The organism is Micromonospora sp. LA-10 (genome assembly GCF_051853095.1).
Lineage (GTDB): Bacteria > Actinomycetota > Actinomycetes > Mycobacteriales > Micromonosporaceae > Micromonospora > Micromonospora echinospora_A.
This window is the reverse complement of the sequence record NZ_CP195710.1, coordinates 4,897,602-4,923,777: the sequence shown is the minus strand read 5'-3', so window position 1 is coordinate 4,923,777 and position 26,176 is coordinate 4,897,602. Positions and strand designations below refer to the sequence as shown.

Here is a 26,176-nt window from a genome sequence, read left to right as displayed (position 1 = left end):
CTCGGTGGCGCCGGCAGCGGCCGCCGTTTCGCCGGCCACGACGCCGGGCCCCGGCCCGGACGCCTTGGGCAGGATACGTAATCCGGGGCGGATGCACTACCGGCCGTCTCGGCGCTCGCTACGGTCCGAGACGGGCACGACGGGCTCAGTCGGACACCGGACCGGCACCGGACGGCGACCGCGACACCGCGCCTTTTTCCCGACCGGGGCGGAAAGTGCCGCGCAACGGGATTGGCGATCACCCGCACGAGGGAATACCAGCGTGCGAAGGAGGAGCCATGTCGTCCACCCAGGTAGTCGTCATAGTCATCGTCGTCCTCGTCATCGCCGCGCTCGCCGCGGTCGCCGTGGTCGCCAGCCGGCGGCGCGGGCTGCGGGAGCGCTTCGGCCCGGAGTACGACCGGGTCGTCGCCGAGCAGGACAGCCGCAGCGCCGCCGAACGTGAGCTGCGTGAGCGCGAGCGCCGGCACGCCGAACTGGAGCTGACCCCGCTGAGCCCGGAGTCGCGAGCCCGCTACGCCGCCGCCTGGGAGGACCTCCAGGTGCGCTTCGTCGACTCGCCCGCCGAGACCGTCGGCGAGGCGGACGAGCTGGTCAGTCGCCTGATCGCCGAGCGCGGATACCCCACCGGGGACTTCTCGGACCAGATCGCCCACCTCTCCGTCGAGCACGCCCGCACCCTCACCCACTACCGCGACGCCCACGAGATCCGGCAGCGCAACGAGCGCGGTGAGGCCGGCACCGAGGACCTCCGGCAGGCGCTCGTGCACTACCGCGCCCTCTTCGCCGACCTGCTCGGTGAGGACCCGGTGCCCACGTCCACGCCGCAGCCGGAGCAGCCGGAGCAGCGCCACCCCGACCACGACCACGACGTCACGAGCCGCTGAGGAGGCCGCCGCCATGCGCCAGGAAGAGCAGGTCACGCAGGACCACCCCGAGGCCGTCCGGTCCGCGCCGGTACCGGTGCCGCAGCCGGGCGACCACGCCGACGCCGACCGGGCCGACGTGCCCGAGGACGCGCTCGACGACCGGGGCACCTTCGACGACCCGGCCGTCGACGACGATCGCCGCGACCCGGGAGCCGACGATCGGCGCGACGACGAGGTCGACGAGACCCGCGCGTACGACTCGGGCGAGCTGAGCGACGCGGCCGACCGTACCGACGACGGGCGCGACGACGACGGGCGTCCCCCGTTCCACGAGCCGGCGCCGCTGCCGACGGCGTTCGGCGCGGCCACGGTGGGCGACGCGGTCGCCGCGTCGGCGCTGGCGAGCGGCCGTCCGCAGGACGAGCGCGACGCCCGTGACGAGGACACGGCCGTGCCGGGCGACGGCGCGCCGGGCCGGACCGACCCGCTGGACGACGAGCGGGCCGACCCGACGGCCGGGGACCGCCTGCACGACCGGGACCGCTGGGACACCGAGCACTCGGACGCCGACGACGCGGACCGGGACGACACGGTGACCGACGGCGTCGTCCGGGACGACGCGGCGGCCGACGGCGCGGTCGGGTACGGCAGCGCCGAGCCGGGCCTGGTCGACCCCGACGCCGAACCGGTCGCGGCGGCCGACGAGGACGCCGGGCGGCACCACGACCGCGTCGACCCGGACACCGCCACCGCGGCGGCTGCCGGCGCGGCGGCGGGCACGGCAGCGGCCGGCACGAGCCTGGGCGGGGCGGACCGGCCCACGCAGGGCGCGGTACCGGCCGACGCCGCGACGCTGTTCGCGCCGGAGGCGGCGCAGGGCTTCCGGGACCGCTGGCGCGACGTGCAGCTGCGCTTCGTGGACGACCCGCGCGCCGCTGTCGGCGAGGCCGAGTCGCTCGTCGAGGAGGCGATCGAGGCGCTCTCCACGGCCCTGCGCGAGCAGCGCACGAGCCTCGGCGCCTGGCAGGAGTCCGGCTCCAGCGACACCGAGCAGCTCCGCGTCGCCGTGCGCGGCTACCGCGACTTCCTGGACCGCGTCCTGGGGCGCTGAGGCCCCCCGCAGAAACCCCATCGAGCCCCGGCCGGCGACCCGGCCGGGGCTCGTTCGTGCCCGGACCGAACAGCAGGCATGAAACTTCGCAATCGGGGTACGTGCGGGCAGCGGTGCACACGAGGGGAGCACGGGCATGGGTGGCGGCGGCCTGCGTCTGGACATGAACGCGGTGGACTACCTGATCCTCGGGCTCTACTTCGTCACGGTGCTCGGCGTCGGTTTCGCCGCCCGGCGGGCGATCCGCACCAGCGTGGACTTCTTCCTCTCCGGCCGATCGCTGCCCGCCTGGGTCACCGGCCTGGCGTTCGTCTCGGCGAACCTGGGCGCGCTGGAGATCATCGGCATGGCCGCCAACGGCGCCCAGTACGGCATCATGACCGTGCACTACTACTGGATCGGCGCCGTGCCGGCGATGGTCTTCCTCGGCATCGTGATGATGCCGTTCTACTACGGCTCCAAGGTCCGCAGCGTCCCCGAGTACCTGCGGCTGCGCTTCAACCGCCCTACCCATCTGCTCAACGCGATCAGCTTCGCGGTCGCGCAGGTGCTCATCGCGGGCGTGAACCTCTACGCGCTGGCGCTGATCATGCAGGCGCTGCTCGGCTGGCCGCTCTGGTTCGCGATCATCGTCGGCGCGGTGATCGTGCTGGCGTACATCACCGTCGGCGGCCTCTCCGGCGCGATCTACAACGAGGTGCTCCAGTTCTTCGTGATCATCGCCGGTCTGGTGCCGATCACGGTGATCGGCCTGGTCAAGGTCGGCGGCGTGAGCGGCCTGATGGACGCCGTCCGCGACTCCAAGCTCGGCGAGGCCGGCCTGCACGCCTGGGAGGGCACCGGCAGCACCGCCAACCCGCTCGGCGCGCACTGGCTGGGCATCGTGTTCGGTCTCGGCTTCGTGCTCTCCTTCGGCTACTGGACCACCAACTTCGCCGAGGTGCAGCGCGCCCTGTCCGCGCGCAACATGAGCGCCGCCCGGCGTACGCCGATCATCGCCGCGTACCCGAAGCTGCTCATCCCCGCGGTCACCGTGATCCCCGGCCTGATCGCCCTGGTCACAGTCAAAGGGCTCGGCGCCGACGAGGGCGACATGGTCTACAACAACGCGATCCCGCTGCTCATGCGCGACCTGCTGCCCAACGGCGTGCTCGGCATCGCGGTCACCGGCCTGGTCGCCTCGTTCATGGCCGGCATGGCCGCGAACGTCAGCGGGTTCAACACCGTCTTCACGTACGACATCTGGCAGGCGTACTTCCGGCGCAACGAGTCGGACGAGCACTACGTGAAGGTGGGCCGGATCGCCACAGTGGGCGCGGTGGTGATCGGCATCGGCACCGCGTTCATCGCCGCCGGGTTCAGCAACATCATGAACTACATCCAGGCGCTCTTCTCGGTCTTCAACGCCCCGCTCTTCGGCACCTTCATCATCGGCATGTTCTGGCGGCGGATGAGCCCGCTGGCCGGCTTCTGGTCGCTGCTGTCCGGCACGATCGTGGCCGCCGCCACCTACCTGCTCTACAAGGGCGGCGTGATCAGCTTCAACTCGGACCTGGAGGAGAGCTTCTGGGGCGCGGGCCTGGCCTTCGCCACCGTCGCGGTGGTGGCCGCGATCGTCACCCCGCTGACCCGGCCGAAGACCGACGACCAGCTGACCGGGCTGGTGTACGGCCTCAGCGACACCACGCTCGCCGACGACTCGCTGGCCGGCGACGCCGCCTGGTACCGCTCCCCGGTGCTGCTCGGCGTCGTCGCCGTGATCCTCGCCGCCCTGTTCTACATCCCGGTCTTCTAAAGGAGGGGACGCACGCCATGGCAGACGACGCGGACCGCAACTACCAGGGCGGGGAGGCGCACGACCCGCTCGTCGACGAGACCGAGGACGCCCGGGAGGCCCGCTCCGCGGCGGCCCGGCTGTTCGACATCCGCCGGGTGATCGGCGGCCTGTTCGTCGCGTACGGGCTGATCGTCGGCCTGATGGGGCTCTTCGACACGTCCGCCGAGATCGACAAGGCGCAGGGCGTCCGGATCAACCTGTGGGCCGGCGCGGCGATGCTGGTGTTCGGCCTGCTGATGCTGCTCTGGCAGCGGCTGCGCCCGACCGAGACGCCGGAGCCCGGCCACGACGACGCCTGACCGTCCGCATGGCGCGGCCCGCACCGGGTACGCCCAGGGGATCACGCGAAAGGGACAGGAGGGCAGCAGCATGACCGATCGTGACCGCGGTGGCGAGCGGCCGCTCGAGGAGACCCCCGAGGTGGCCGCGGCGGTGGACGACGACAGCACGGTGCCCCAGTTGCGCGCCGGCGGCACCGACCCGGACAACCCCACCTTCACCGAGCCCGACGGCGCGGTGCCCGACACCGGTTCGCCGAACATCATCGGGGACCCGTACGCGGCCGGGACCGGCGCGACCGGCACCGGCACGGGCGCGGCCCCGGACGGCATCCGGACCGGCGCCGAGCAGCCCTGGGAGCCGGAGGACCTGGTGATGGCCCGGGGCCAGGACATGACGCCGGAGAACCTGGAACGGGCCCGCCGAGACCTGCACGAGCTGGGCCGGGCCGCGATCGAGCGCACGGTTCCCTGACCCGGACGCCCGGGGGCCCCTGGCCGACGTGGGCGTCGACCAGGGGCCCGGGGAACCCGCGCAGGCGGTGCCTCACTCCCGCCGCCGCGGGTGGTACGGCAGCGCCTCAGGAGAGCGGCGGGTACGCGTTCTGCATCAGCTGCTGGAACTGTGCCGCGAACCACGCGCCGGAGATCGGCGCGTCCGGCAGGGCGCCGGACATGTTGTTGCCGTTGCGGGCGTTACCGGTGTACGTCGGGTCGCACATCCGGTCGAAGCCCTTGCCCTCGTTGTTCGGGATCTCCTTGCTGGAGCCGTCCGACTCACCCGGGGGCTTCACCCAGACGTAGGCGTCGATCCCGGTCTCCGGGTTGGCCCGCGGCCGCTCGCCGAGACCCGCGCCGGCCTGGTTGCACCAGTTGCCGGTGTGGAAGCGCCGGTCGACCCGACCGCCGTCGACGTAGGCGTCCACGCTGGTCGACGGGCCGGGGCCGGTCGGCCGGGCGGTGCCGCCCCAACCGTTGCGGGAGGTGTCGATCAGCATGCCGATGTTGCTGTCGAAGCCGACCGAGACCAGCTTCTGGCGGAACGCCTGGGCGAACGACAGCTCGTCGACGTACTGGTTCCAGTCGATCCACTTGGACTGCCGGACCGTCTGGCCGTTCACCGAGTCGGTGACCTTGACGTACGGCTCCTTGAGAGCGGAGTAGTTCGCCGTGTTGACGATGAAGCCCTGCACGTTGGCGACGGTGCTGCCGGACGCCACGGCGGCGGCCTTGAGCTGGTCGGCGACCGGGCCGAAGTTGCTGTCCCAGCCGATCCAGCCGTGGTGGGCGGCGTCGATGTAGTTGTAGACGTTGCCGATCGCGCCCAGCTTCGCCAGGGCGTAGCCGACACCGTTCACGTACGCGCCGTTGGCCTTCACCGTGTCACACATGACGGTGCCGCCAGCGTTGCCCGAGGTGTTGGTCACCAGGTTGGGCAGCGAGTCGATCTCGATGATGTTGACGATGCGCAGGTTCCGGTACTTCGCGTCGCTCTGGATCGCGGCGATCGGGTCGATGTACTCGGCCTTGTAGCGGGGCAGCTCGTCCGGGCCCAGCTCACCGTTGGAGGCGAGCGCCGAGCAGTCACGGCCGGGCAGGTTGTAGATGACGAACTGGATGTAGCCGGCGCCCTGGGCGAGCGCGGCGTCCAGGTGCTCACGGACGCCCATCGCGCCGTTGGAGCTGCTGTCCGGCGTGCCGTTGATGGCGGCGATCCGGTCGAGCCAGACCGCGGTCGGGTTGTTCGACACCCGGTTGCCGCCGGACACCGACTCGGCCTTGGCCTTCCACTCGGGGTTCACGTACCCCTTCACACCGGCGTACGGGTTGTCGACCCGCTGCCCGGGCGGCGGCTGCGACGTCGGCGGGGCCGACGTCGGCGGCGTGCTCGTGGGCGGCGTGCTGGTCGGCGGGGTGCTGGTCGGCGGCGTGCTCGTCGGCGGGGTGCTGGTGGTCGGCGTGCCGCCGTTGCAGACCGTGCCGTTGAGCGTGAACTGGGTCGGCTTGGGGTTGCTGCCGCTCCAGGAGCCGTTGAAGCCGATGGTGGTGCTGGCGCCGCTGGCGAGCGCCCCGTTGTACGACTCGTTCTGCGCGGTGACGTTCTGGCCGCTCTGGGACCATCTCGCGGACCAGCCGTTCACCACCCGCTGCGAGCTGTTCGGGAAGGTGAAGCCGAGGTTCCACGAGGTGAGCGCGTCACCGATGTTCCTGATGGTCACGTTGCCGGTGAATCCACCGGGCCAGTCGCTGGTCGTGTAGGTCACGCTGCACTGGGTGGCGGCCTGCGCCGCGGTGACCGGGAGGGTCACCAGTCCACCGGCTACCAGGACGCCGGCGCTGGTCAGCGCGAGCGCCCGGTTCCGGCCGGACAGCCTTCTCCACAGATTCATGCCACTGATCTCCTTGGGCGAGACCGGATCCGCGTAACGGCCCGGCGCAAATGGCGGCGGCGGTCGCCCTGCGGGAACGACCGTGCGCGCCACGGGTTACTTCGGGGGACGCCCGACCCGGACGGGCGTTGGGGGTGGTGGTGCCGACCGGTCCGCAGGACCGGCCGATGGAGCCGGACGTCGGCCGGTGAACCGGCTGCCCTCGACGCCTGAGCTCGCGGTGTGGCTCCCCGAACCGCGTGCAGCGATTCTTGCATGGGAGCGCTTCCATGGCAATGCCTCGATGCGCCTCGGGCCTCACCCTACCGCCGACCTCGAACCCGCCCCCGGCGGCGACCTGCCCAGCCCCGGGCTCACCGGCGATCGCCCACCAGGCCCACCCGCCTCGCCGAGCCCACCCGCACGACGGGCCACCCGACGGGCCGCCCGGCCGGCCACCCCGGCCCGCCGCCCAGCCGGTGGAACGTCATGGGTGTCAAAACGGCCCGATGGCACCCATGACGTTCCACCCACCGGCGAGGGCCGTGCGCCGCCTCCGACACCGAACGGATTGCGGGAGATCCTGCCGAAGTCGGGCCGATCGGCGCGCGGAGTCGGGGACGGCGCGGACAGCACCTGATCTCGACAAACTCCTAAAAGCGAATGTTTCCCCGAATAAGCCGTGAAAAGGTCTAACGTCGGCCTTAGCTCGACTGACGTCGGGCTCAGGACGAACAGGGATGGAGACGCTGGTCATGGCTAAGAAGATGCTCGGGAAGGTGGTCGCGGGCGCCGCCCTCGGCGGGGCCGGCCTTCTCGTGTTCACCCCGGGATTGGCCTTCGCGGGCGGGCACGACGAGGGCAAGGTCATCGCCAAGCCCCACGTGGTCAAGGCGGGGGACACCGTCGAACTGCTCGCGATCTGCTCCGAGCCGCAGAAGCACGCCACGGTCTGGTCGAAGGTGACCGGCAAGGTCGACCTGCACCCGGCCCGGGACGGCGAGCACGGCGACTGGGCCGACCGCGGCGGCGACCGGGGCGGCGACCAGGACTGGGGCTGGGACGACAAGGGCCCGGACGGCAAGGACGACCACGGCAAGGGCCCCGACGGCAAGGACGAGCACGGCAAGGACGAGCACGGCAAGGGCCCGGACGGCCGCGGCGAGCCGGGCGGGGACGGACACGGCCCGGGCGGGAACGGCCCAGGTGGCAACGGACCCGGCGGGAACGGTCCCGGCGGGAACGGTCCCGGCGGGAACGGTCCGGGCGGGAACGGTCCGGGCGGGGACGGCATGCCGCAGCCTCCGGCGAACCAGCCCCAGCCGCCGGCCAGCCAGCCGGACGGGCAGCCGCAGCCGGGTGGCGCGGGCGCGGGCGCGGCCGTCGACCCGGGCGACTGGCAGGGGCACGACGAGTACGGCCAGGACGCCGAGCCGGGCTGGGACAAGGAGAAGCCGGGCTGGGAGAAGGAGAAGCCGGGCGCGCCGGACTGGACCAAGGACGCGCACGGCCCCGACGGCAAGGACCGGTACGGCAAGGACGCCAAGGACGAGCACGGCAAGGACGACCGTGGCGGCCGGCCGGACGACAAGGGCAAGGACGGCAAGGACGAGCACGGCGCCTGGCAGGACGACAAGAGCGACTGGCAGGACGACAAGAGCGACTGGCAGGGCGGCAAGGACGACTGGCAGGCGAGCGGAGGCGCCTGGCAGGACGACAAGGCCGACTACGGCAAGGACGCCGAGCGCGACTACGGCAAGGACGACAAGGGCGACTACGGCAAGGACGGCTGGGAGCACGGGAAGGACTTCGTCTACTACGGCGAGGCCACCGTCTCGCACGACGCCCGGCCGGGCCGGTACGAGCTGAAGGGCTCCTGCGGCGAGGGCGAGCTGGTGGTCCTGCCGCGCGGCGGGGTCGACGGCGGTGACGGTGGCATGGCGAGCACCGGTGTGGACCGTAACCTCGCCACCGGCGGGGCGGGCATGATCGGCGCCGCGGCGCTGGGCGGCCTGGTGCTGCTGCGTCGGCGGCGGGCCGGTGACCTGGTCTGACCGGACGACGACCCGGGCCGGCGGCCGTCACGGGAGACCGTGGCGTGCCGTCGGCGCGGCCGTCGTCGTCCTGCTCGCCATGGTGGGCGCGGGCCTGGTCGGTGCGTCCGTCCGGACCGTCCCGTCGCCCACCCCGCCGCAGCCGCTCGGGCAGGCGGGCCCGGTCGCCACCGACCCGCTGACCGACCCGCTGACCGACCCGGATGGCGCCTACGCCGATCCGGACACCGGAGGGCAGGCCGTCCCGGGCGCCGAGGGGCAACAGACATCAGCGCCGGCCACCGCCGCACAACCCGCACCGGGCGCCACGGGGCAACCGACGCCGGGAAGCAATGGGCCGACGACCCCCGGCCAGGGCACCCCGGCCGCGACCGGTCCCGCCCCGGCCCCGCTGCCCCGGTCCGCGCCGACGACCATCTCGATCCCCCGCATCGGGGTGCAGGCGCAGATCATGTCGCTCGGCACGAACCCGGACGGCACGGTCCAGGTGCCCCCGCTGGACCAGGCCATGAAGGCCGGCTGGTACTCCCCCGGCGCCAGCCCCGGCGAGGCCGGCAACGCGGTGATCGTGGGCCACGTCGACTCCGCCCAGCTCGGCCCGGCGGTGTTCTTCAACCTCGGCGCGCTGGTTCCCGGCGACAAGATAGTGGTCGTCCGGCAGGACGGCAGGGCCGCCACGTTCACGGTGCGCGAGGTGGGGTCGTACCCGAAGACCGCCTTTCCCGCCGCGCAGGTCTACGGCCCGTCGGCGGTCCCCGCCCTGCGCGTGGTGACCTGCGGCGGGGTGTTCGACAAGACGGCCGGAAGCTACCTGAACAACATCGTCGTCTACGCCCCGATGACGGGGTGAGGGCTCAGACGGCGGTGGCCCGGTGGTCGGGAACCGACCACCGGGCCACGCTCGGTTGAACGGTCAGGCCGCCGCCGAGGTCCGGACCAGGGTACGGATCTGGCGCAGCAGCACCGACAGCGCGGACAGGTCGGCGCGGGACTCGTCGAACTCCCCCATCGCCCGGTGCGCGCGGTGGATCGAGGTGGCGTTCGCCTGCTCCCACTCCTGCACCCGCTCCACCGGCGGCACGTCGTCCGGGGTGGAGCCGAGCACCTCGGCGGTGAGCGCGGCCAGCGCGGCGTACAGGTCGTAGCGCAGTGCCATCCGGGCGAGCGTCTGCCACCGGTCCTCGCGCGGCAGCAGGGAGATCTTCGACAGCAGCGCGTCCACCCGGAACCGGTCGGAGAGCACGAAGTAGACCGAGGCCACCTCGCCCACGTCCCGCCCGGTCGCCTGCGCCGTCTCGACGATGTCGAGCAGGCCGAAGCTGTACATCAGGCGGGTCGCCTGCTCGGCCAGGTCACGCGGCAGCCCTCGTTCGACGAGCGACTCGATGTGCGCCGCGATGGCCTCCCGCTCGGTGCCCCAGAACCGGTGCTCCAGGTCCGGCAGGAGCCGGGCCACGCCGTCGCGCAGCCGGGCGATCTCCGCCGGCACGTCGATCGGCGACCGCCGGTTGGTGACCAGCCAGCGCACCGCGCGGTCGAGCAGCCGCCGGGTGTCCAGGTAGACGGCGGTCTGCAACTCGGGCGAGACCTTGTTGTCCAGCGCCTCGACCGCGTCCCAGAGGTCACGCAGGCCGAACACCTCGCGGACCACCACGTACGCCCGGAGCACGTCCGCCGCGGAGGCGGCCGTCTCCTCGACCACCCGGAAGACGAACGAGATGCCGCCCCGGTTGATCGCCTCGTTGACCAGGACCGTGGTGACGATGTCCCGGCGCAGCCGGTGCCGGCCCATCCGGTCGGCGAAACGCTGCCGCAGCGGCGTCGGGAAGTAGTTGACCAGGATGTCGGTCGTCCACTCCTCGTCCGCCAGGCCCTCGCCGACGATCTCGCGCTCCAACACGATCTTGACGTACGCGAGCAGCACCGCGAACTCCGGCGGGGTCAGCCCGCTCTCGGTGCGGACCGCCAGTTCCTCGTCCGACGGCAGCGCCTCCAGCGCCCGGTCCAGCGCGCCGGACCGCTCCAGGTCGTTGATCATCCGCCGGTGCACCGGGAGCAGCGAGGCGGCCTGGGCCTGGGCGTTGTTGAGCGCCCGCGCCTGGTCGTAGTTGTCCCGCAGCACCAGCTCGGCGACCTCGTCGGTCATCCGGGCCAGCAGCTCGTCGCGCTCCGGCCGGTCCAGCTCCCCGTCGGCCACCGCCGTGTTGAGCAGGATCTTGATGTTGACCTCGTGGTCGGAGCAGTCCACACCGGCCGCGTTGTCGATGAAGTCGGTGTAGATGCGGCCGCCGGTCGCCGCGTACTCGATCCGGCCCTGCTGGGTGAAGCCCAGGTTGCCGCCCTCGCCGACCACCCGGCAGCGCAGGCTCTTGCCGTCCACCCGGATGGCGTCGTTCGACTTGTCGCCGACCTCGGCGTTGGTCTGGCTCGACGCCTTGACGTAGGTGCCGATGCCGCCGTTCCAGAACAGGTCGACCGGCGCGGTGAGGATCGCCTTCATCAGCTCCTGCGGGCTGAGCTGCGTGACGTCCTCGTCGAGCCCGAGCACCGCGCGGACCTGCGGCGTGATCGGCACCGACTTGGCGGTACGCGGGTGGACGCCGCCGCCTTCGGAGATCAGCTCGCTGTCGTAGTCCTCCCACGACGAGCGGGGCAGGTCGAACAGCCGCTTGCGCTCCTGGAAGGAACGGGCCGAGTCCGGGTCCGGGTCGAGGAAGATGTGCCGGTGGTCGAACGCGGCCACCAGCCGGATGTGCTGGGACAGCAGCATCCCGTTGCCGAACACGTCGCCGGACATGTCACCGACGCCGACCACAGTGAAGTCCTGCGTCTGGGTGTCGTGGCCCAGCTCCCGGAAGTGCCGCTTCACCGACTCCCAGGCGCCCCGGGCGGTGATGCCCATCTTCTTGTGGTCGTAGCCGGCCGAGCCGCCGGAGGCGAACGCGTCGCCGAGCCAGAAGCTGTGCGCCTCGGAGATCTCGTTGGCGATGTCGGAGAACGTCGCGGTGCCCTTGTCCGCTGCGACCACCAGGTACGGGTCGTCGCCGTCGTGCCGGACCACGTCCTCGGGCGGCACGATCTCGCCGCTGACGATGTTGTCCGTGACGTCCAGCAGCGCGGAGATGAACTCCTTGTAGCAGGCCACCGCCTCGTCCCGGTCGCCCGGCTTCTGCTTGAGCACGAAGCCGCCCTTGGCGCCGACCGGCACGATCACCGCGTTCTTCACCATCTGCGCCTTGACCAGGCCGAGCACCTCGGTCCGGAAGTCCTCGCGCCGGTCGGACCAGCGCAGGCCGCCGCGGGCCACCGGCCCGTAGCGCAGGTGCACGCCCTCGAACCGGGGCGAGTAGACGAAGATCTCGAACTTGGGTCGCGGCGCCGGCAGGTCCGGGATGGCCTGCGGGTCCAGCTTGAACGCCACGTACGCCTTGGGCCGCCCGCCCACCGGCTTCTGGTAGAAGCTGGTGCGCAGCGTGGCCTGGATCAGCGTCAGGTACGCCCGCAGGATGCGGTCCTGGTCGAGGCTGGCCACCTCGTCCAGCGCCTCGCCGATCGCGTCGACCAGCTCGGCGCTGCGCTGCCGGCGCTCGTCCAGCGTGGTCGCGCCCGGCGCGAACCGGGTCTCGAACAGCTTCACCAGCAGTTCGGCGATCTGCGGGTACGCGATGAACGTCTGCTCCATGTACTCCTGGGAGAACACGGTGCCGGCCTGGCGCAGGTACTTCGCGTACGCGCGCAGCACGACGACCTGCCGCCAGGTGAGCCCGGCGCGCAGCACCAGTTCGTTGAAGCCGTCCACCTCGGCCTCGCCCCGCCAGGCGGCGGCGAAGGCGTTCTCCACGTGCGGGCGCACCTCGGCCAGGTCCTGGTGCCGCTCGGGCAGCTCCAGACCGAAGTCGTAGAGCCAGATCCGGCCGTCGACGCGCTCCACCTCGTACGGGTGCTCGTCGACCACCTTCACGCCGAGCGAGTGCAGCACCGGCAGCACGGCGGAGAGCATCATCGGCTCGCCGTACCGGTAGACCTTGAACCGCACGTCCATCGCCTCGTCGGCGTCGGCGGCGCGACCCGCGTACGGGCGCGGCGGCGCCTGCTTGCGGAACAGGTGCATCTCCAGCTGGCCGGGCTCCTCAAGCAGCTCCAGCTTCGCCAGGTCCTTCATCGCCTCGTACGGCGTGTGCCCGTCCTTGTAGCCCTCCGGGAAGGCGTCGGCGTACCGGGCGAACAGGTGCTTGGCCTGCTCGTCGCCGAGCTTGCGCTCCAGCACCAGCCGGTAGTCGTCGTCCCAGAGGCGGGTCGCGTCGGCCAACTCCTCGGCGAGCAGGTCGGCGTCGATGTCACCGGGCGGGTTGCTCGGGTCGGTACGCACGATGAAGTGCACCCGGGCCAGCATCGACTCGGTCACCCGCGTGGTGTAGTCGACGCCGACGCCGTTCAGCTCGCGCAGCAGGATGTCCTGCATGCGCAGCCGGTTCTGCGTGGTGAACCGGTCCCGCGGCAGGTAGATCAGGCAGGAGATGAACCGCCCGTACGCGTCGCGGCGCAGGAACACCCGCAGCTGCCGGCGACCCGCCATCCGCAGCACGCCGATCACCGCGTGGTAGAGGTCGTCGGTCTTGATCTGGAACAGCTCGTCGCGCGGATAGGTCTCCAGGATCTGCAACAGGTCCTTGCCGGAGTGGCTGCGCAGGCTCAGGCCCGAGCGGTCCAGCACCTCGGCGACCTTGCGCCGGACCACCGGCAGCTCCTGCACGCTGGTCCGGTACGCGGCGGTGGAGAACAGGCCGAGGAAGCGCCGCTCCCCGACCACCTCGCCGGCCTCGTTGAAGATCTTGAAGCCGATGTAGTCGAGGTAGGCCGACCGGTGCACGGTGGCACGCGAGTTGGCCTTGGTGATGATGAGCAGGCGCTTCTCCAGCACCTTCTCGTGCGCCTCGGGCGTCATCGAGTTCAGCGACCGGGCCTCCGGCGAGTCGGAGCGCAGGATGCCCAGCCCGGTGCCGAGCACCGCCTCCAGGGCCTGCCCGCTGCCGCGCGCGCCGTCGGCGGCGACCAGGCGGTACTCCCGGTAGCCGAGGAACGTGAAGTGGTCGTGCGCGAGCCAGCGCAGCAGCTCCACCGAGTCCGTGATGTCCTTCTCCGGCACCGGCGGGCGATTGTCCGACGTCCGGGCGGCGGCCAGTTCGTCAGCCAGGGCCAGGGCCCGCTGCCGCATCTTGGGCCAGTCCTCGACCGCCTCGCGCACGTCGGTGAGCACCCGCTGCAACTCGCGGCGCAGCGCCTCCCGCTCGGCCGGGTCACGGACCGGGTCGATCTCGATCCGCATCCAGCTCTCGACCAGGTCACCGGCGATGGCGTCGTCCGGCTCCACGTCCGCGGAGACCTCGGTGAGCCGGCCGAGCGGCTCGCGCCGCACCACGACCAGCGGGTGCACCAGCAGGTGCACGTCGAGGTGACGGGAGTTCAGCAGGGCGGTCACCGAGTCGACCAGGAACGGCATGTCGTCGGTGACGATCTCGACGACCGTGTGGTGCTGCTCGGCGTCCGGCTCGTGGATGCGCAGCTTCAGCTCGCCCGGAACCCGCTGCTGGGCCAGGTCCCGGTGGGCCCTGGCCGCCTCCAGCATCTCCTCGGCGGTGAAGCCGATCAGCTCCTCGTCCGGCGCGAACCGCCAGAAGCGGTCCACGAGTGTGGCCGCGTCGTGGTCGTCGCCGGCGAGCGCGACCGCCTGGGCGACCAGCCGTTCCGCGTTGGGAACGGGCTCGTCCAGCTCAGCGTCCTCCGACTCGTCGGCCAGTGCCTGCGTGGGCAGGCCCAGGTCGTAGAGGGTGTCGATGCTGGAACCGGTCATCCCGGTCACTCCTGTGTCGAGACGGCTGAAACCGTCCCCGTCGGTCGCCGAATCGAAGCTGTCGTCGTCCCGGCCGGTGTCAGCCTGCCGGAGGTCGGGTCCCGGTTTGATCGCCGGACGCCGGTCCATCGGTGCCACTCCCCTCGACCCACCACACTGTGGGTCACTCTGCCGCCCAGCCTAGGCCCTACCGCGCGGTACCTCCCGCGGCGGACCACTGGCCGGACGTCCGGATCGGGACTTCGTCCTTTCACCCGTTGCGGGTCCGTGGTCGGCCGCCCGCGGAGTACCCCGACTGGCGATGTTCATCACACTGCCACACGGGGCTTTCCGCGCTGCCGGAGGCCGTGGCGGGGCGGTGGCGAACGCCGGGCCGTACTAGCGTGCAGGGCAGTTGAGCACCGGAGGGACCGCTTCATGCCTGTGTCGTACCCCGTCCGCCCCAGTCGCCACACCCGCCGTCGCCTCCTCGCCGGGCTGGCCGCCGCCCTGGTCACAGCGGGCGCGCTGACCGGATGCTCCGGCGACGACGGCCCGGAGGGGGCCGTGGAGGCGTTCCTCGGCGGCTGGCGCTCCGGCGACCTGCAGGCGGTCGGCTTCATCCAGCCGTCCGGCGGGCGGGTGCCGGCCGGCGAGGTGACCAAGCAGCTCCAGGCGCTCGCCGGTGAGCTGGCGGCCAACCCGCCGGAGCTGGCGCGCGCCGGCGACATCACCACCAAGGGCGACGTCGCCACCGCCCGGGTCAAGGTGAGCTGGGCGCTGCCCGGCGGCGGCACCTGGGCCTACGAGAATCCGGTACGCCTCAAGCGCGGCGGCGACGACCAGTGGCAGGTGATCTGGGAACCGGCTGTGGTGCACGAGAAGCTGGAGGACGGCGACCGGATCGCGCTGCGGCGGGAGCCGGCGCAGCGCGCCGGCGTGCTGGACGCCGCCGGCCAGCCGATCGTCGCGCCGCGCCCGGTGGTCCGGGTGCAGGTCGTCCCCGGCGAGGTCACCGACGTGCCCGGCCTGGTCAAGAAGCTGGACGCCGCGTTCAAGGCGATCCGGCCCGCGCTCAGCCCGCCGGTTGACCTCGGCGACCTGCCCAAGCGGCTCAAGGAGGCGAAGCCGGACGGGCTCGTCGAGGTGGTGACGCTGCGTGAGGACGCGTACCGGCAGATCAAGCCGCGCATCTACGAGCTGCCCGGCACCCGGTTCGCGACCGACCAGCTCATGCTGGCCCCGACGCGCGAGTTCGCCCGGGCGCTGCTCGGCTCGGTCGACCAGGCCACCGCCGACGACCTCCAGGCCCACCCCGAGCGGTACGCGCGCGGCGACCTAATCGGCCACGGCGGCCTCCAGGGCCGGTACGACGAGCGGCTGCGCGGCGTCACCGGCGTCACCGTGATCACCGAGCGGAGGACCCCGGAGGGCAAGGTGGAGCCGACCGGCACGGAGCTGTTCCGCGCCGACCCGAAGCCCGGTCAGCCGGTGAAGACCACCATCGACGTGGCCACCCAGAACGCGGCCGACGCCGCGCTGCGCGGGCAGACCCGCCGCTCCGCGCTGGTGGCGCTGCGGATCAGCGACGGCGCGGTGCTGGCCGCCGCGAACGGTCCCGGGGCGGCCGGCGAGAACCTGGCGTTCACCGCCCAGGTGCCGCCCGGCTCGACGTTCAAGATGGTCAGCGCGCTCGGCCTGCTCGACCGGGGCGCGGTGACCCCGCAGACCACTGTGAACTGCCCGAAGACGGCGACGGTCGAGGGGCGCAGCTTCAAGAATTCGGACAACTTCGAGCTGGGTGCGGTGCCGTTCGCCACCGACTTCGCCAAGTCCTGCAACACCGCGTTCGTGGCGCTGGCGCCGAAGCTCGGCCCGGACGGGCTGGCGCAGGCCGGCCGTACGCTCGGCCTGGAGGCCGCGTGGGATCTCGGCGCCGAGGCGTTCACCGGCAAGGTCTCCGCCAACGGCTCGGCCACCGAGCAGGCCGCCGCCGCGATCGGCCAGGGCACCACGCTGGTGAGCCCGCTGGCCATGGCGAGCGCCACCGCGGCCGTGGCCCGGGGCAAGTTCGAGCAGCCCAAGCTGCTGCTCGACCCGGCGCCGGCCAAGCCCGCGCCGGCCGGCGAGGCGCTCAAGCCGGAATCGGTGACGGCGCTGAAGTCGATGATGCGCCAGGTGGTCACGTCGGGCAGCGGCAGCGCGCTGGCGGACGTGCCGGGCGAGCCGGTGCACGGCAAGACCGGCACCGCGGAGTACGACAACAACCCGGCGAACACGCACGCCTGGTTCGTCGGGTGGCAGGGTGACGTGGCCTTCGCCGTCTTCGTCGAGCAGGGCGGGGCGGGCTCGAAGGTGGCGGCGCCGATCGCCGAGAAGTTCCTGCGCGGCCTGGCCGCGAGCTGACGCGTACCGGTCAGGCGATGTCGATGCCGGAGCGGGCCGGGTCCGGCTCGTCCGCGGCGGGTGCCCGGCGCAGCAGGCCGGGCCCCAGCGGGTCGGTGCCGAGGTCGTCGACGGCGCCGTCGGAGGTCGGGTCGGGGCCGATCGGCTCCACCGCCACCGCCGGGGCCGGTACCGCCGCCGGGGCGGGCAGCGGCTCGGGCGCCGGTCGGCTGTCGGCGGCCCGGGGCGCGGGCGCGACCGGCCCGGCCGGCAGCAGACGGGGCGGCACCGCGCCCGGCGCGACGACCGGGGCGAGCCCGGCCACCACCGTGTTGACGATCTCGGCCGCGTACGCCCCGTCCGGGTCGTAGTCGGGGTCGAAGACGGTCAGCTCGACGCCGAGGCAGTGCGGGGTGTCGACCAGCCCGGCCAGCAGGATCTCCAGCTCGGCGAAGGCGATGCCACCGGGGTCGGGCGCGTCCACGGCGGGCATCACCGCCGGGTCGAGCACGTCGACGTCGATGTGCACCCAGTAGCCGGCGCAGTCGACGAGCTGCTCGTGCGCCCACTGGGCGGTACGGGCGGCGCCCTCGGCGCGCAGCGCCGGCACCGGCCGGGTGGTGATGCCGGCGGCCTGCAGGTCGAGGCGGTACTCGTCCTGCGCGCGGATGCCGAGCACCACCACGTCGATGTCCCGGAAGTAGGGCCGCCGCCCCTCGATGGCGGCCAGGTCGGGCTGCCCCCGCCCGGTGACCAGCGCCAGGTCCTCCCCGGCGGCCGCGCCGACGTAGGAGGCGTTGCCGGGATGCCGGAAGTCGGAGTGGCCGTCGACGAAGACCAGGCCGATCCGCCCGCCGACCGCCTCGCCGAGGCGGTGCATGGCCAGCCCGGAGCCGAGCAGCACCGAGCAGTCCCCGCCGAGCACCAGCGGGAACTCGCCCCGGTCGATGATCGCGCCGATCCGGTCGGCGAGCGCCAGCGAGTACGTGGAGATCTCCGGCGCGTGGCAGACGCCGTCGCCGGGCCGCCAGTCCCCCGGGTCGTACCGGGGCGGGGTCAGGCAGCCGGCGTCGCGGGCGCGCAGCCGGGCGAGCAGGCCGTGGTCGCGCAGCGCGCCCGGCGCCTTGGTGCACCCGGGCACGGAGCTGGCTGTGGGCGGGCGCAGTCCGAGGTTCGTCGGCGCGTCGAGGACGGCGATCCGGCGCATCATGGGCTCCCGTCCTCGATGGTCGGGCGGGCCGGCGGTGCGCCGGCCCGCGCGGGTTGACTCAGAACAGCGCGCTGGCCAGGGCGCGTCGGGCGGACGCCACGGCGGGGTCGTCCGGGCCGGCGATGGTGAACAGGCCGAGCAGGTGCTGGCGTACCCGGTCCCGGTCGTCCCCGGCGGTGCGCCGGACCAGGCCGACGAGCCGCTTGTACGCCTGGTCGGCGAGGCCGCTGAGCACCTCGATGTCGGCGGCCAGCAGCTGCGCGTCCACGTCGTCGGGGGCGGCGGCCGCGGCGTCCAGCGCCGCCTGCGGGTCCGCGCCGGCGACCCGGCGGGCCAGCCCGACCTGCGCCAGGCCGGCCTCCGCCGCCGCGTCGGCCGGGGTCTCGGCCAGGATCTTGCGGTACGCGGCCTCGGCGGCGTCGAGGTCGCCGCTCATCAGCGCGTCGTCGGCGGCGTCGAGGCGCGGGTCCTCCGGCTCGGCCACCGTGACGCCACCGGCCTTGAGCACGGCCTGGAGCCACTGTCGCAACTGCGACTCCGGCACCGGGCCGGGGAAGGCGTCGATCGGGCGGCCGCCGACGATGGCGTACGTGGTGGGCAGCGCCTGGAGCTGGAACATCTGCGCGAGCCGCGGCTGCTGCTGCACGTCGACCCGGGCCAGCAGCCACGCTCCGCCGCCCTCGGCGGCCAGCTTCTCCAGCACCGGGGCGAACTGGTCGCTCTCCGGGTAGCCGGCGGCGCCGAAGAAGACCACAACCGGTGTGGTGAGCGAGCGTTCGAGCACCTCGGACTGGATGTTCGCCTCGGTCACGTCGATCACGGCGGCGGAGCCGGCGGGGCTGCCCGGCAGCCCGGCGGGTGTGCCGCTCGGAGACGGTGTGGCGGTGGAGGTGTCGGCAGGTGCGGGGGTGCGCAGCGCGCTGAGGTCGACCGCGCCGCGGGTGAAGATCGACGAGGTGATCCGTGGGTCGCTCATGGTTGTCTAGTCTCGCACGTACGCCACGGATCTCCGACCAGCCGCGACGGCGACAGTCACCACTCTCCCCCAGCTCAGCCCGCCCGCAAGGAAGGGCCCCCTGTTAACGCCTGCGGTAGAGGAAGGGCCCCTTGTTAACAGCAGCTGTTAACAAGGGGCCCTTCCTTGCAGAGCGGGGTCAGAAGCGGGCGGGTTCGCGGTAAACGCCCCACTCGGTGCGGAGGGCGTCGCAGATCTCGCCGAGGGTGGCCTCGGCGCGGACCGCGTCGAGCATGGCGGGGATCATGTTCTCGCCGCTGCGGGCGACCTCGACCATCCGCGCCACGGCGGCGGTGACGGCGGCGTCGACGCGGGCCGACTTGCGCTCGGCCAGCACCCGGCGCTGCTCCAGCTCCACCTCGTGCGAGATGCGCAGGATCTCCAGTTCCTTGGCCACCGTGCCGGTGTGGCAGTTGACGCCGACGATCTTCTTCTCGCCCTTCTCCAGCGCCTGCTGGTAGACGAAGGCCGACTCGGCGATGTGCCCGGTGAACCAGCCGTCCTCGATGCCGCGCAGGATGCCGGAGGTCATCGGGCCGATGGCGTGCGGGCCCTCGCCGCCGAGCTGCTTGATCCGGGCGAAGATCTCCTCCGCCTCGGCCTCGATCCGGTCGGTGAGCGCCTCGACGTACCAGGCGCCGCCGAGCGGGTCGGCCACGTTCGTCACGCCGGTCTCCTCCATCAGCACCTGCTGGGTACGCAGGGCGATCTCGGCCGACTCGTCGGTGGGCAGGGCGAGCGTCTCGTCGAGGGCGTTCGTGTGCAGCGAGTTGGTGCCGCCGAGCACCGCGGCCAGGGCCTCCACCGCGGTACGCACCACGTTGTTGACCGGCTGCTGCGCGGTGAGCGACACCCCGGCGGTCTGCGTGTGGAACCGCAGCCACTGTGCCTTCTCGCTGGTCGCGCCGTACACGTCGCGCAGCCAGCGGGCCCAGATCCGGCGGGCGGCGCGGAACTTGGCGATCTCCTCGAAGAAGTCCAGATGGGAGTCGAAGAAGAAGCTCAGGCCCGGGGCGAACGTGTTCACGTCCAGCCCGCGCGACAGGCCCAGCTCGACGTACCCGAACCCGTCGGCCAGCGTGTACGCCAGCTCCTGCGCGGCGGTCGAGCCGGCCTCGCGGATGTGGTAGCCGGAGACGGACAGCGGCTTGTACCGGGGGATCTCCCGGGCGCAGTACTCCATCAGGTCGCCGATGAGGCGCAGGTGCGGCTCGGGGTCGAACAGCCACTCCTTCTGCGCGATGTACTCCTTGAAGATGTCCGTCTGGAGCGTGCCGTCCAGCGTGGACACATCCGCGCCCTGCCGTTCGGCGGCGACCAGGTACATGCAGAAGACCGGCACGGCCGGCCCGGAGATGGTCATCGAGGTGGTCACGCCGGCCAGGTCGATGCCGTCGAACAGCACCTCCATGTCGGCGGCCGAGTCCACGGCGACGCCGCAGTGCCCGACCTCGCCGAGCGACTGCGGGTCGTCCGAGTCGCGGCCCATCAGCGTCGGCATGTCGAAGGCGACGGAGAGCCCGCCGCCACCGGCGCCGAGGATCATCTTGTACCGCTCGTTCGTCTGCCGGGCGTTGCCGAAGCCGGCGAACTGCCGGATGGTCCAGGTCCGCCCGCGGTAGCCGGTCGGGTGCAGACCCCGGGTGTACGGGAACTCGCCCGGCCAGCCGATCCGGTCGAAGCCCGGGTACGCGGTGCCCTCCGGCGGGCCGTACACCGGGTCGACGCTCATGCCGGACAGCGTGGTGAAGTCCGCGTCGCGCTTGCGGGCGGCGTCGTAGCGGGCCTGCCAGCGGGCCCGACCGGCGGCGATCTCGTCAGCGTCCATGCGCGGAGCTCCTTCTCAAGTCGTCGTCCCACGCCCGAGTGTAGAGCGAGATCCTGAACGATCCTTAAGTGCATGCGTACCGGCCGGTAACCCCGCGCCGCCGGGCGCGGAACCCCTCCACGATCGTCGATCCGCAGGTCAGGGCCCTGTCTCACGTGCCGGACGGCTTGCCGCCGGAGCCTCCCGGGCGGCCCGGGGACATGCCACACTCCCGCCGTGGGCATGCACATCACGATCGGGCCGATTACCTAGGCGGCGTACGCCTTCCGCGTGCGTCGCCGGCCAAGCCACCCCTGTCGGCTCGACACTGTGAGGCCCCCGTGACCACGTTCCCGTTCACCCCCGACACCGTCGATCGCCAGCGGCCCGGCCCGGTCGCCCCGCCGCACGACGAGTCCCCCGCCGCCACGTGCACGATGGTGGTCCACCTCGGCCCCGGGCACTCCACCAGCGGCCTGCTCAAGGTGCTGTCCGTGCTGCACTCACGCCGCGTCGCGGTCACACACGTCCAGTACGTGCAGTGCCCGAACCAGTCGGCGGTGATGATCGTGGAGTGCTCCCCCTCCGTGGCGTCGCTGGAGACGGTGCGCAAGAGCGTCGCGAACGCGGTGCCGGTGGTCAGCGTCAGCATGCACACCGCGCCCACGCGCGACGCCGTCCGGCGGCCGCGGGCACGTCGCGGCCGGTGACCGGACGGGTCAGCTCGCGGAACCGGAGACGCCGCCACCGCGCATGACGTCCCGGGCGGTCAGCGCCACGTGCAGCGACAGGCGCCGCTCGCTCGAATCCAGGTCGACGCCGAGCACCCGCTCGATCAACTGCAACCGCTGGTACAGCGCGGACCGGGACAGCGACATCTCCTCCGCCGCGCGCCGCTTGTTGCGCCCCTCGACCAGGTACGCCTCGAGCAGGGCCACGTGGTTCGTGCCGTGCCGCTCGTCGTACGAGAGCAGCGGGCCCAGCTCGCGCTCGACGAACGTCTGCAGGCGCACGTCGTCGCGCAGCAGGTACAGCAGGCCCCGGAGGCGGACGTCGAGGAGCCGGTAGTAGGGCCGGGGTTCGGCGGTGTGCGCCGTGGCGTCGGCCACCTGCGCCGCCTCGACCAGCGAGCGCCGCGCCAGGTCCAGAGACCTGACCACGGAGCCGGCGGCGACCACGACGTCCGACCCGGCCCGCAGGCCCGCCCGGGTGAGCGCGGTGGACAGCCCGAGCAGCACGGCCTCGTCGGACTCGGCCTCGGCGAGGGCGACGAGCACTGTGACCTCCGCGCCGCCGAGCCCGTCGACGTCACCGGCCAGCGCCGCCAGCCCGCAGTCGCGCACCGCCGCCTCCACCGCGTCCAGCAGATCCCGGCGGCGCGCGTTCATCTCGGCGCCGGGACCCGGGCCCGGCCGGCGCCTGCGCACCACGACCCCGAGCAGCCGCCGCTGCTCCAGCGTCACACCGAGCCCGCGTGCCCGCAGCGCCACGTCCCGGGTCGGCGCGGAGTGGTTGACGATGCTCCACAGCAGGCTGCTGCGCGCCTGCCGTTCGACCGACGAGTCGTCCCGGGCGACGAGCTGGTTCAGCGCGATGGTGGACGCGGCGCGCTCCAGCAGGACGCTCGTCCGGGCCGGCGGCTCCTGGTCGCACAGCAGCACCAGCCGCCCCCACCGGTTGCCCCGGGCCTCCACGCCGGTCACCAGCCAGCCCGAACGCGGCTCGTAGCCGGTGCCGGACGGAACCTCGACCGCGCGGGAACGGGTCTCCCAGCGGTCGAGCAGCTCCTCGGCCGACAGCGGGCCGGTCTCGTACGCCAGCACCTGGTGGGAGAGGTTCTCCAGCACCGCGGGGCGCCGGGACAGCCGGGTTACCTCGCGGAGCACCTGCCGGGGCTCCGCGCCCTCCACCGACAGCTCGGTGAAGATCCGGTGGATCTCGTCCTTCGCGAGCAGGTCGGCCGTCTGCTCCTCGACGATCACCGAGTGGACCACCTCGGTCACCGCCACGAACCGCATCTCCCGCTGGAGCGCGACGAGGGGCAGGTTCCGGCTGCGGGCCTGCTCGACGAGCGCGGCCGGCAGCGTCCCGCCGAACCGGCGGCCCAGCTCGACCACGACCCCGGCCGCGCCGACCGCCGCCAGGCCGTCGATCCACCGGCGCAGCCCGTCGTCGTCCGGCGGCAGGCCGATGCCGGTGGTCAGCACCAGCTCCCCACCGCGGAGCAGGTCGGCGATCTCCGGGATCTCGGCGACGTGCACCCATCGCACCGGAGCGTCCAGACGGTCCCGCCCGGCCATGACACGCGGCCCGGCCTGCTGCAACGCCGGCAGTTCGAGCACGTCACGAACCGTCATCGGCATCAGACCGTCTCCCTCCTCGCTCCGGCGCACAGTATGTGTGCTTCTCCAGGGCGGGAACGACACAGTGCCCATTGCCCGGGCCTGGGGAAGCGCAGATGATCCGGGCATGACCCAGACAGCACCCGGCACCGCGCCCGCTCCCGTTCCGCTGGAGCGGGTGACCCACTGGATCGACGGCAAGCCGTTCGCCGGCGTCACCGAGCGTACGGCCCCAGTCTACGATCCGGCGCTGGGCACGGTCCGGACGGAGGTGCCGCTGGCCTCCGTCGACGAGGTGGACCAGGCCGTCGCCTCCGCCGCCGCCGCGTTCGCCTCCTGGCGGAACTCGTCGCTGACCAAGCGCACCCAGGTGCTGTTCGCGTTCCGGGAGCTGGTGAACCAGCACAAGCAGGAACTGGCCGAGCTGATCACGGCCGAGCACGGCAAGGTCGTCTCGGACGCCCTGGGTGAGGTCACCCGCGGTCTGGAGGTCGTCGAGTTCGCGTGCGGCATCCCGCACCTGCTCAAGGGCGGCCACTCCGAGGGCGTGTCCACGAACGTGGACGTCTACTCCATCCGGCAGCCGGTCGGCGTGTGCGCCGTCATCTCCCCGTTCAACTTCCCGGTGATGGTCCCGATGTGGTTTGTGCCCATCGCCATCGCGGCCGGCAACGCCGTCGTGCTCAAGCCCAGCGAGAAGGACCCGTCCGCGTCGCTGCTCGTCGCCCGGCTCTGGGAGCAGGCCGGCCTGCCCGCCGGCGTGTTCAACGTGGTGCACGGCGACAAGGTGGCAGTCGACCGGCTGCTGGAGCACCCCGAGGTCAAGGCGGTGTCGTTCGTCGGCTCCACCCCGATCGCCCGGTACGTGTACGAGACCGGCACCCGCAACGGCAAGCGCGTACAGGCCCTCGGCGGCGCGAAGAACCACATGGTGGTGCTGCCGGACGCCGACCTCGACCTGGCCGCCGACGCGGCCGTCAACGCCGGGTTCGGCTCGGCCGGCGAGCGGTGCATGGCGATCTCCGCCCTGGTGGTCGTCGAGCCCGTCGCCGACGACCTGGTGTCGCGCATCCGCGAGCGCATCGCCGGCCTGAAGATCGGTGACGGCCGTCGCTCCTGCGACATGGGGCCGCTGGTCACCAGGGAGCACCGCGACCGGGTCGCGTCGTACCTCGACGCGGGCGTCGAGGCCGGCGCCGAGCTGGTGGTGGACGGCCGGCAGGTGCAGGTCGACGGCGACGAGGCCGGGTTCTGGCTCGGGCCGAGCCTGCTGGACCGGGTCGCGCCGGACATGAGCGTCTACACCGACGAGATCTTCGGGCCGGTGCTGTCAGTGGTGCGGGTCGGCAGCTACGACGAGGCGCTCGCGCTGGTGAACTCCAACCCCTACGGCAACGGGACCGCGATCTTCACCAACGACGGCGGCGCGGCCCGCCGGTACCAGAACGAGGTCGAGGTCGGCATGGTCGGCATCAACGTGCCGATCCCGGTGCCGATGGCCTACTACTCGTTCGGCGGCTGGAAGGACAGCCTCTTCGGCGACTCCCACGCCCACGGCGCCGAGGGCGTGCACTTCTTCACCCGCGGCAAGGTCGTCACCTCCCGCTGGCTCGACCCCAGCCACGGCGGGATCAACCTCGGCTTCCCCGAGAACGACTGAGCAGCGGAGAAAGGCCACCATGAGCACCAGCGCACGCCGCACCTACGAACTCGACCGCGCCCACGTCTTCCACTCCTGGTCCGCCCAGTCCCTGCTCGACCCGATGGTGGTCGAGCGCGCCGAGGGCTCGTACTTCTGGGACGGCGACGGGAACCGCTACCTGGACTTCTCCTCCCAGCTCGTCAACACCAACATCGGCCACCAGCACCCGGCGGTGGTCGCGGCGATCCAGGAGCAGGCCGCCAAGCTGTGCACCATCGCGCCGTCGTACGCCAACGACGCCCGCAGCGAGGCGGCCCGGCTGATCGCCGAGCGGACCCCGGCGGGCCTGGAGAAGGTGTTCTTCACCAACGGCGGCGCGGACGCGATCGAGCACGCCGTCCGGATGGCCCGGCTGCACACCGGCCGGCCGAAGGTGCTGTCGCAGTACCGCAGCTACCACGGCGGCACCCAGACCGCGGTGAACCTGACCGGCGACCCGCGTCGCTGGCCCAGCGACAACGGCACCGCCGGGGTCGTGCACTTCTTCGGCCCGTTCCTCTACCGGTCGGAGTTCGGCGCGACGACCGAGGAGGAGGAGAGCCGCCTCGCGCTGCGCCACCTCGAACGGGTCGTGGAGATGGAGGGCCCGTCCACCATCGCCGCGATCGTGCTGGAGACGGTGCCGGGCACCGCCGGCATCATGCCGCCGCCGCCGGGCTTCCTGGCCGGCGTACGCGAGCTGTGTGACAGGCACGGCATCCTCTATATCGCCGACGAGGTGATGGCGGGGTTCGGGCGTACCGGCGCCTGGTTCGCCCTGGACCACTACGGCGTGACGCCCGACCTGATCACCTTCGCCAAGGGCGTGAACTCCGGTTACGTCCCGCTCGGCGGTGTGGTGATCGCCGACCACGTCGCCGACACGTTCGCCACCCGCCCCTACCCCGGCGGGCTGACCTACTCCGGTCACCCGCTGGCCACCGCCGCCGCCGTCGCGACCATCAACGCGATGCGGGACGAGGGCATCGTCGAGAACGCCGCCCGCATCGGCGCGGACGTGCTCGGCCCGGGGCTGCGGGAGATCGCCGAGCGGCACCCGAGCGTCGGTGAGGTACGCGGGCTCGGCGTCTTCTGGGCGCTGGAACTGGTCCGTGACCGCGAGACCCGGGAACCGCTGGCGCCGTACGGGTCGTCGTCACCGGAGATGAACGACGTGCTGGCCGAGTGCAAGCGCAACGGCCTGGTCGTGTTCGCCAACTTCAACCGGATCCACGTGGTGCCGCCGTGCACCGTGTCGGAGACGGAGGCCAAGGCGGGCTTGGCGGTCCTCGACGAGGCGCTGACACTCGCCGACCGGCACACGGTCTAGCCGGACGAACATCACCGCCCGCCGGGTCCACCCCGGCGGGCGGTCCCATATCCGAGAT

The 26,176-nt window shown here is 72.4% G+C and carries 16 protein-coding genes and 1 pseudogene; 11 read left to right on the top strand and 6 right to left on the bottom strand.

The genetic code is table 11. The annotated features are described in order from the left end of the window. Positions 1 to 278: 278 nt before the first annotated feature. The 5 genes from ACSDG8_RS23195 (at position 279) to ACSDG8_RS23175 (ending at position 4,570) form a co-directional block, all read left to right on the top strand. Positions 279 to 887, top strand: a complete 609-nt coding sequence (locus ACSDG8_RS23195; protein WP_439427243.1) for a hypothetical protein — start codon at positions 279 to 281, stop codon at positions 885 to 887. Positions 888 to 900: 13 nt separating this feature from the next. Next, a complete protein-coding gene (locus ACSDG8_RS23190; protein ID WP_210898414.1) occupies positions 901 to 1,980 on the top strand; it encodes a hypothetical protein in 1,080 nt (359 codons plus the stop codon). A gap of 136 nt (positions 1,981 to 2,116) precedes the next feature. After that, on the top strand, positions 2,117 to 3,775 hold the full coding sequence (locus tag ACSDG8_RS23185) for a sodium:solute symporter family protein (protein ID WP_439427242.1): 1,659 nt from the start codon (positions 2,117 to 2,119) through the stop codon (positions 3,773 to 3,775). A gap of 17 nt (positions 3,776 to 3,792) precedes the next feature. Next, positions 3,793 to 4,116 carry a hypothetical protein gene (locus ACSDG8_RS23180; protein WP_210893940.1) on the top strand — a complete coding sequence of 108 codons (324 nt, stop codon included), beginning with the start codon at positions 3,793 to 3,795 and terminating at the stop codon, positions 4,114 to 4,116. Positions 4,117 to 4,186: 70 nt separating this feature from the next. Then, a complete protein-coding gene (locus ACSDG8_RS23175; protein ID WP_073830568.1) occupies positions 4,187 to 4,570 on the top strand; it encodes a hypothetical protein in 384 nt (127 codons plus the stop codon). A 106-nt stretch (positions 4,571 to 4,676) separates the two neighbouring features. On the opposite strand, the gene ACSDG8_RS23170 is transcribed toward ACSDG8_RS23175, so the two are convergent. Beyond that, on the bottom strand, positions 4,677 to 6,485 hold the full coding sequence (locus ACSDG8_RS23170) for a glycoside hydrolase family 6 protein (RefSeq protein WP_210942999.1): 1,809 nt from the start codon (positions 6,483 to 6,485) through the stop codon (positions 4,677 to 4,679). A gap of 719 nt (positions 6,486 to 7,204) precedes the next feature. Between ACSDG8_RS23170 and ACSDG8_RS23165 the strand changes: the two genes are divergently transcribed. Next, positions 7,205 to 8,518, top strand: a complete 1,314-nt coding sequence (locus ACSDG8_RS23165; RefSeq protein ID WP_210893936.1) for a hypothetical protein — start codon at positions 7,205 to 7,207, stop codon at positions 8,516 to 8,518. Next, positions 8,505 to 9,368 (top strand): class F sortase, encoded by an 864-nt coding sequence (locus ACSDG8_RS23160; RefSeq protein ID WP_307856235.1) that lies wholly within the window; start codon positions 8,505 to 8,507, stop codon positions 9,366 to 9,368. The genes ACSDG8_RS23165 and ACSDG8_RS23160 overlap by 14 nt, the downstream gene beginning before the upstream one ends. Before the next feature lie 63 nt (positions 9,369 to 9,431). Here ACSDG8_RS23160 and ACSDG8_RS23155 read toward each other — a convergent pair whose 3' ends face one another. After that, positions 9,432 to 14,498: an NAD-glutamate dehydrogenase gene (locus ACSDG8_RS23155; protein WP_210893933.1), complete on the bottom strand. Its 5,067-nt coding sequence runs from the start codon at positions 14,496 to 14,498 to the stop codon at positions 9,432 to 9,434. A gap of 288 nt (positions 14,499 to 14,786) precedes the next feature. Between ACSDG8_RS23155 and ACSDG8_RS23150 the strand changes: the two genes are divergently transcribed. After that, entirely contained in the window at positions 14,787 to 16,754 is a 1,968-nt protein-coding gene (locus tag ACSDG8_RS23150) for a penicillin-binding transpeptidase domain-containing protein (RefSeq protein ID WP_439427241.1), read from the top strand. A 10-nt stretch (positions 16,755 to 16,764) separates the two neighbouring features. Here ACSDG8_RS23150 and ACSDG8_RS23145 read toward each other — a convergent pair whose 3' ends face one another. From ACSDG8_RS23145 to ACSDG8_RS23135, 3 genes are all read right to left on the bottom strand, one after another. Further along, positions 16,765 to 17,943: an arginase family protein gene (locus ACSDG8_RS23145; protein ID WP_210893929.1), complete on the bottom strand. Its 1,179-nt coding sequence runs from the start codon at positions 17,941 to 17,943 to the stop codon at positions 16,765 to 16,767. A gap of 58 nt (positions 17,944 to 18,001) precedes the next feature. After that, entirely contained in the window at positions 18,002 to 18,919 is a 918-nt protein-coding gene (locus ACSDG8_RS23140; RefSeq protein WP_210893927.1) for a tetratricopeptide repeat protein, read from the bottom strand. 178 nt (positions 18,920 to 19,097) lie between these two features. Further along, on the bottom strand, positions 19,098 to 20,786 hold the full coding sequence (locus ACSDG8_RS23135; protein ID WP_439427240.1) for an acyl-CoA mutase large subunit family protein: 1,689 nt from the start codon (positions 20,784 to 20,786) through the stop codon (positions 19,098 to 19,100). Positions 20,787 to 21,106: 320 nt separating this feature from the next. Between ACSDG8_RS23135 and ACSDG8_RS23130 the strand changes: the two genes are divergently transcribed. Further along, positions 21,107 to 21,475, top strand: coding sequence for a hypothetical protein (locus tag ACSDG8_RS23130; RefSeq protein ID WP_210893923.1), 369 nt, complete (start codon positions 21,107 to 21,109; stop codon positions 21,473 to 21,475). A 9-nt stretch (positions 21,476 to 21,484) separates the two neighbouring features. Here the strand turns inward: ACSDG8_RS23130 and ACSDG8_RS23125 are convergent, their stop codons facing one another. Continuing rightward, positions 21,485 to 23,128 (bottom strand): PucR family transcriptional regulator, encoded by a 1,644-nt coding sequence (locus tag ACSDG8_RS23125; protein WP_439427239.1) that lies wholly within the window; start codon positions 23,126 to 23,128, stop codon positions 21,485 to 21,487. Between the two features lie 106 nt (positions 23,129 to 23,234). On the opposite strand from ACSDG8_RS23125, the gene ACSDG8_RS23120 reads away from it, so the two are divergent. Both ACSDG8_RS23120 and ACSDG8_RS23115 read left to right on the top strand, forming a co-directional pair. Then, positions 23,235 to 24,767: a CoA-acylating methylmalonate-semialdehyde dehydrogenase gene (locus tag ACSDG8_RS23120; protein WP_374223546.1), complete on the top strand. Its 1,533-nt coding sequence runs from the start codon at positions 23,235 to 23,237 to the stop codon at positions 24,765 to 24,767. Between the two features lie 16 nt (positions 24,768 to 24,783). Further along, positions 24,784 to 26,118 (top strand): annotated as a pseudogene (locus tag ACSDG8_RS23115) (aspartate aminotransferase family protein); the annotation flags it as partial. Positions 26,119 to 26,176: the final 58 nt, after the last annotated feature.

What these genes read in the sequence shown, in the direction of transcription:
- ACSDG8_RS23155 (WP_210893933.1), bottom strand. Translation starts at nt 14,498, where the DNA reads ATGGACCGGCGTCCGGCGATCAAACCGGGACCCGACCTCCGGCAGGCT.
- ACSDG8_RS23135 (WP_439427240.1), bottom strand. Translation starts at nt 20,786, where the DNA reads ATGGACGCTGACGAGATCGCCGCCGGTCGGGCCCGCTGGCAGGCCCGC.
- ACSDG8_RS23185 (WP_439427242.1), top strand. Translation starts at nt 2,117, where the DNA reads ATGGGTGGCGGCGGCCTGCGTCTGGACATGAACGCGGTGGACTACCTG.
- ACSDG8_RS23180 (WP_210893940.1), top strand. Translation starts at nt 3,793, where the DNA reads ATGGCAGACGACGCGGACCGCAACTACCAGGGCGGGGAGGCGCACGAC.
- ACSDG8_RS23140 (WP_210893927.1), bottom strand. Translation starts at nt 18,919, where the DNA reads ATGAGCGACCCACGGATCACCTCGTCGATCTTCACCCGCGGCGCGGTC.
- ACSDG8_RS23150 (WP_439427241.1), top strand. Translation starts at nt 14,787, where the DNA reads ATGCCTGTGTCGTACCCCGTCCGCCCCAGTCGCCACACCCGCCGTCGC.
- ACSDG8_RS23145 (WP_210893929.1), bottom strand. Translation starts at nt 17,943, where the DNA reads ATGATGCGCCGGATCGCCGTCCTCGACGCGCCGACGAACCTCGGACTG.
- ACSDG8_RS23190 (WP_210898414.1), top strand. Translation starts at nt 901, where the DNA reads ATGCGCCAGGAAGAGCAGGTCACGCAGGACCACCCCGAGGCCGTCCGG.
- ACSDG8_RS23175 (WP_073830568.1), top strand. Translation starts at nt 4,187, where the DNA reads ATGACCGATCGTGACCGCGGTGGCGAGCGGCCGCTCGAGGAGACCCCC.
- ACSDG8_RS23125 (WP_439427239.1), bottom strand. Translation starts at nt 23,128, where the DNA reads ATGCCGATGACGGTTCGTGACGTGCTCGAACTGCCGGCGTTGCAGCAG.
- ACSDG8_RS23120 (WP_374223546.1), top strand. Translation starts at nt 23,235, where the DNA reads ATGACCCAGACAGCACCCGGCACCGCGCCCGCTCCCGTTCCGCTGGAG.
- ACSDG8_RS23195 (WP_439427243.1), top strand. Translation starts at nt 279, where the DNA reads ATGTCGTCCACCCAGGTAGTCGTCATAGTCATCGTCGTCCTCGTCATC.
- ACSDG8_RS23170 (WP_210942999.1), bottom strand. Translation starts at nt 6,485, where the DNA reads ATGAATCTGTGGAGAAGGCTGTCCGGCCGGAACCGGGCGCTCGCGCTG.
- ACSDG8_RS23165 (WP_210893936.1), top strand. Translation starts at nt 7,205, where the DNA reads ATGGAGACGCTGGTCATGGCTAAGAAGATGCTCGGGAAGGTGGTCGCG.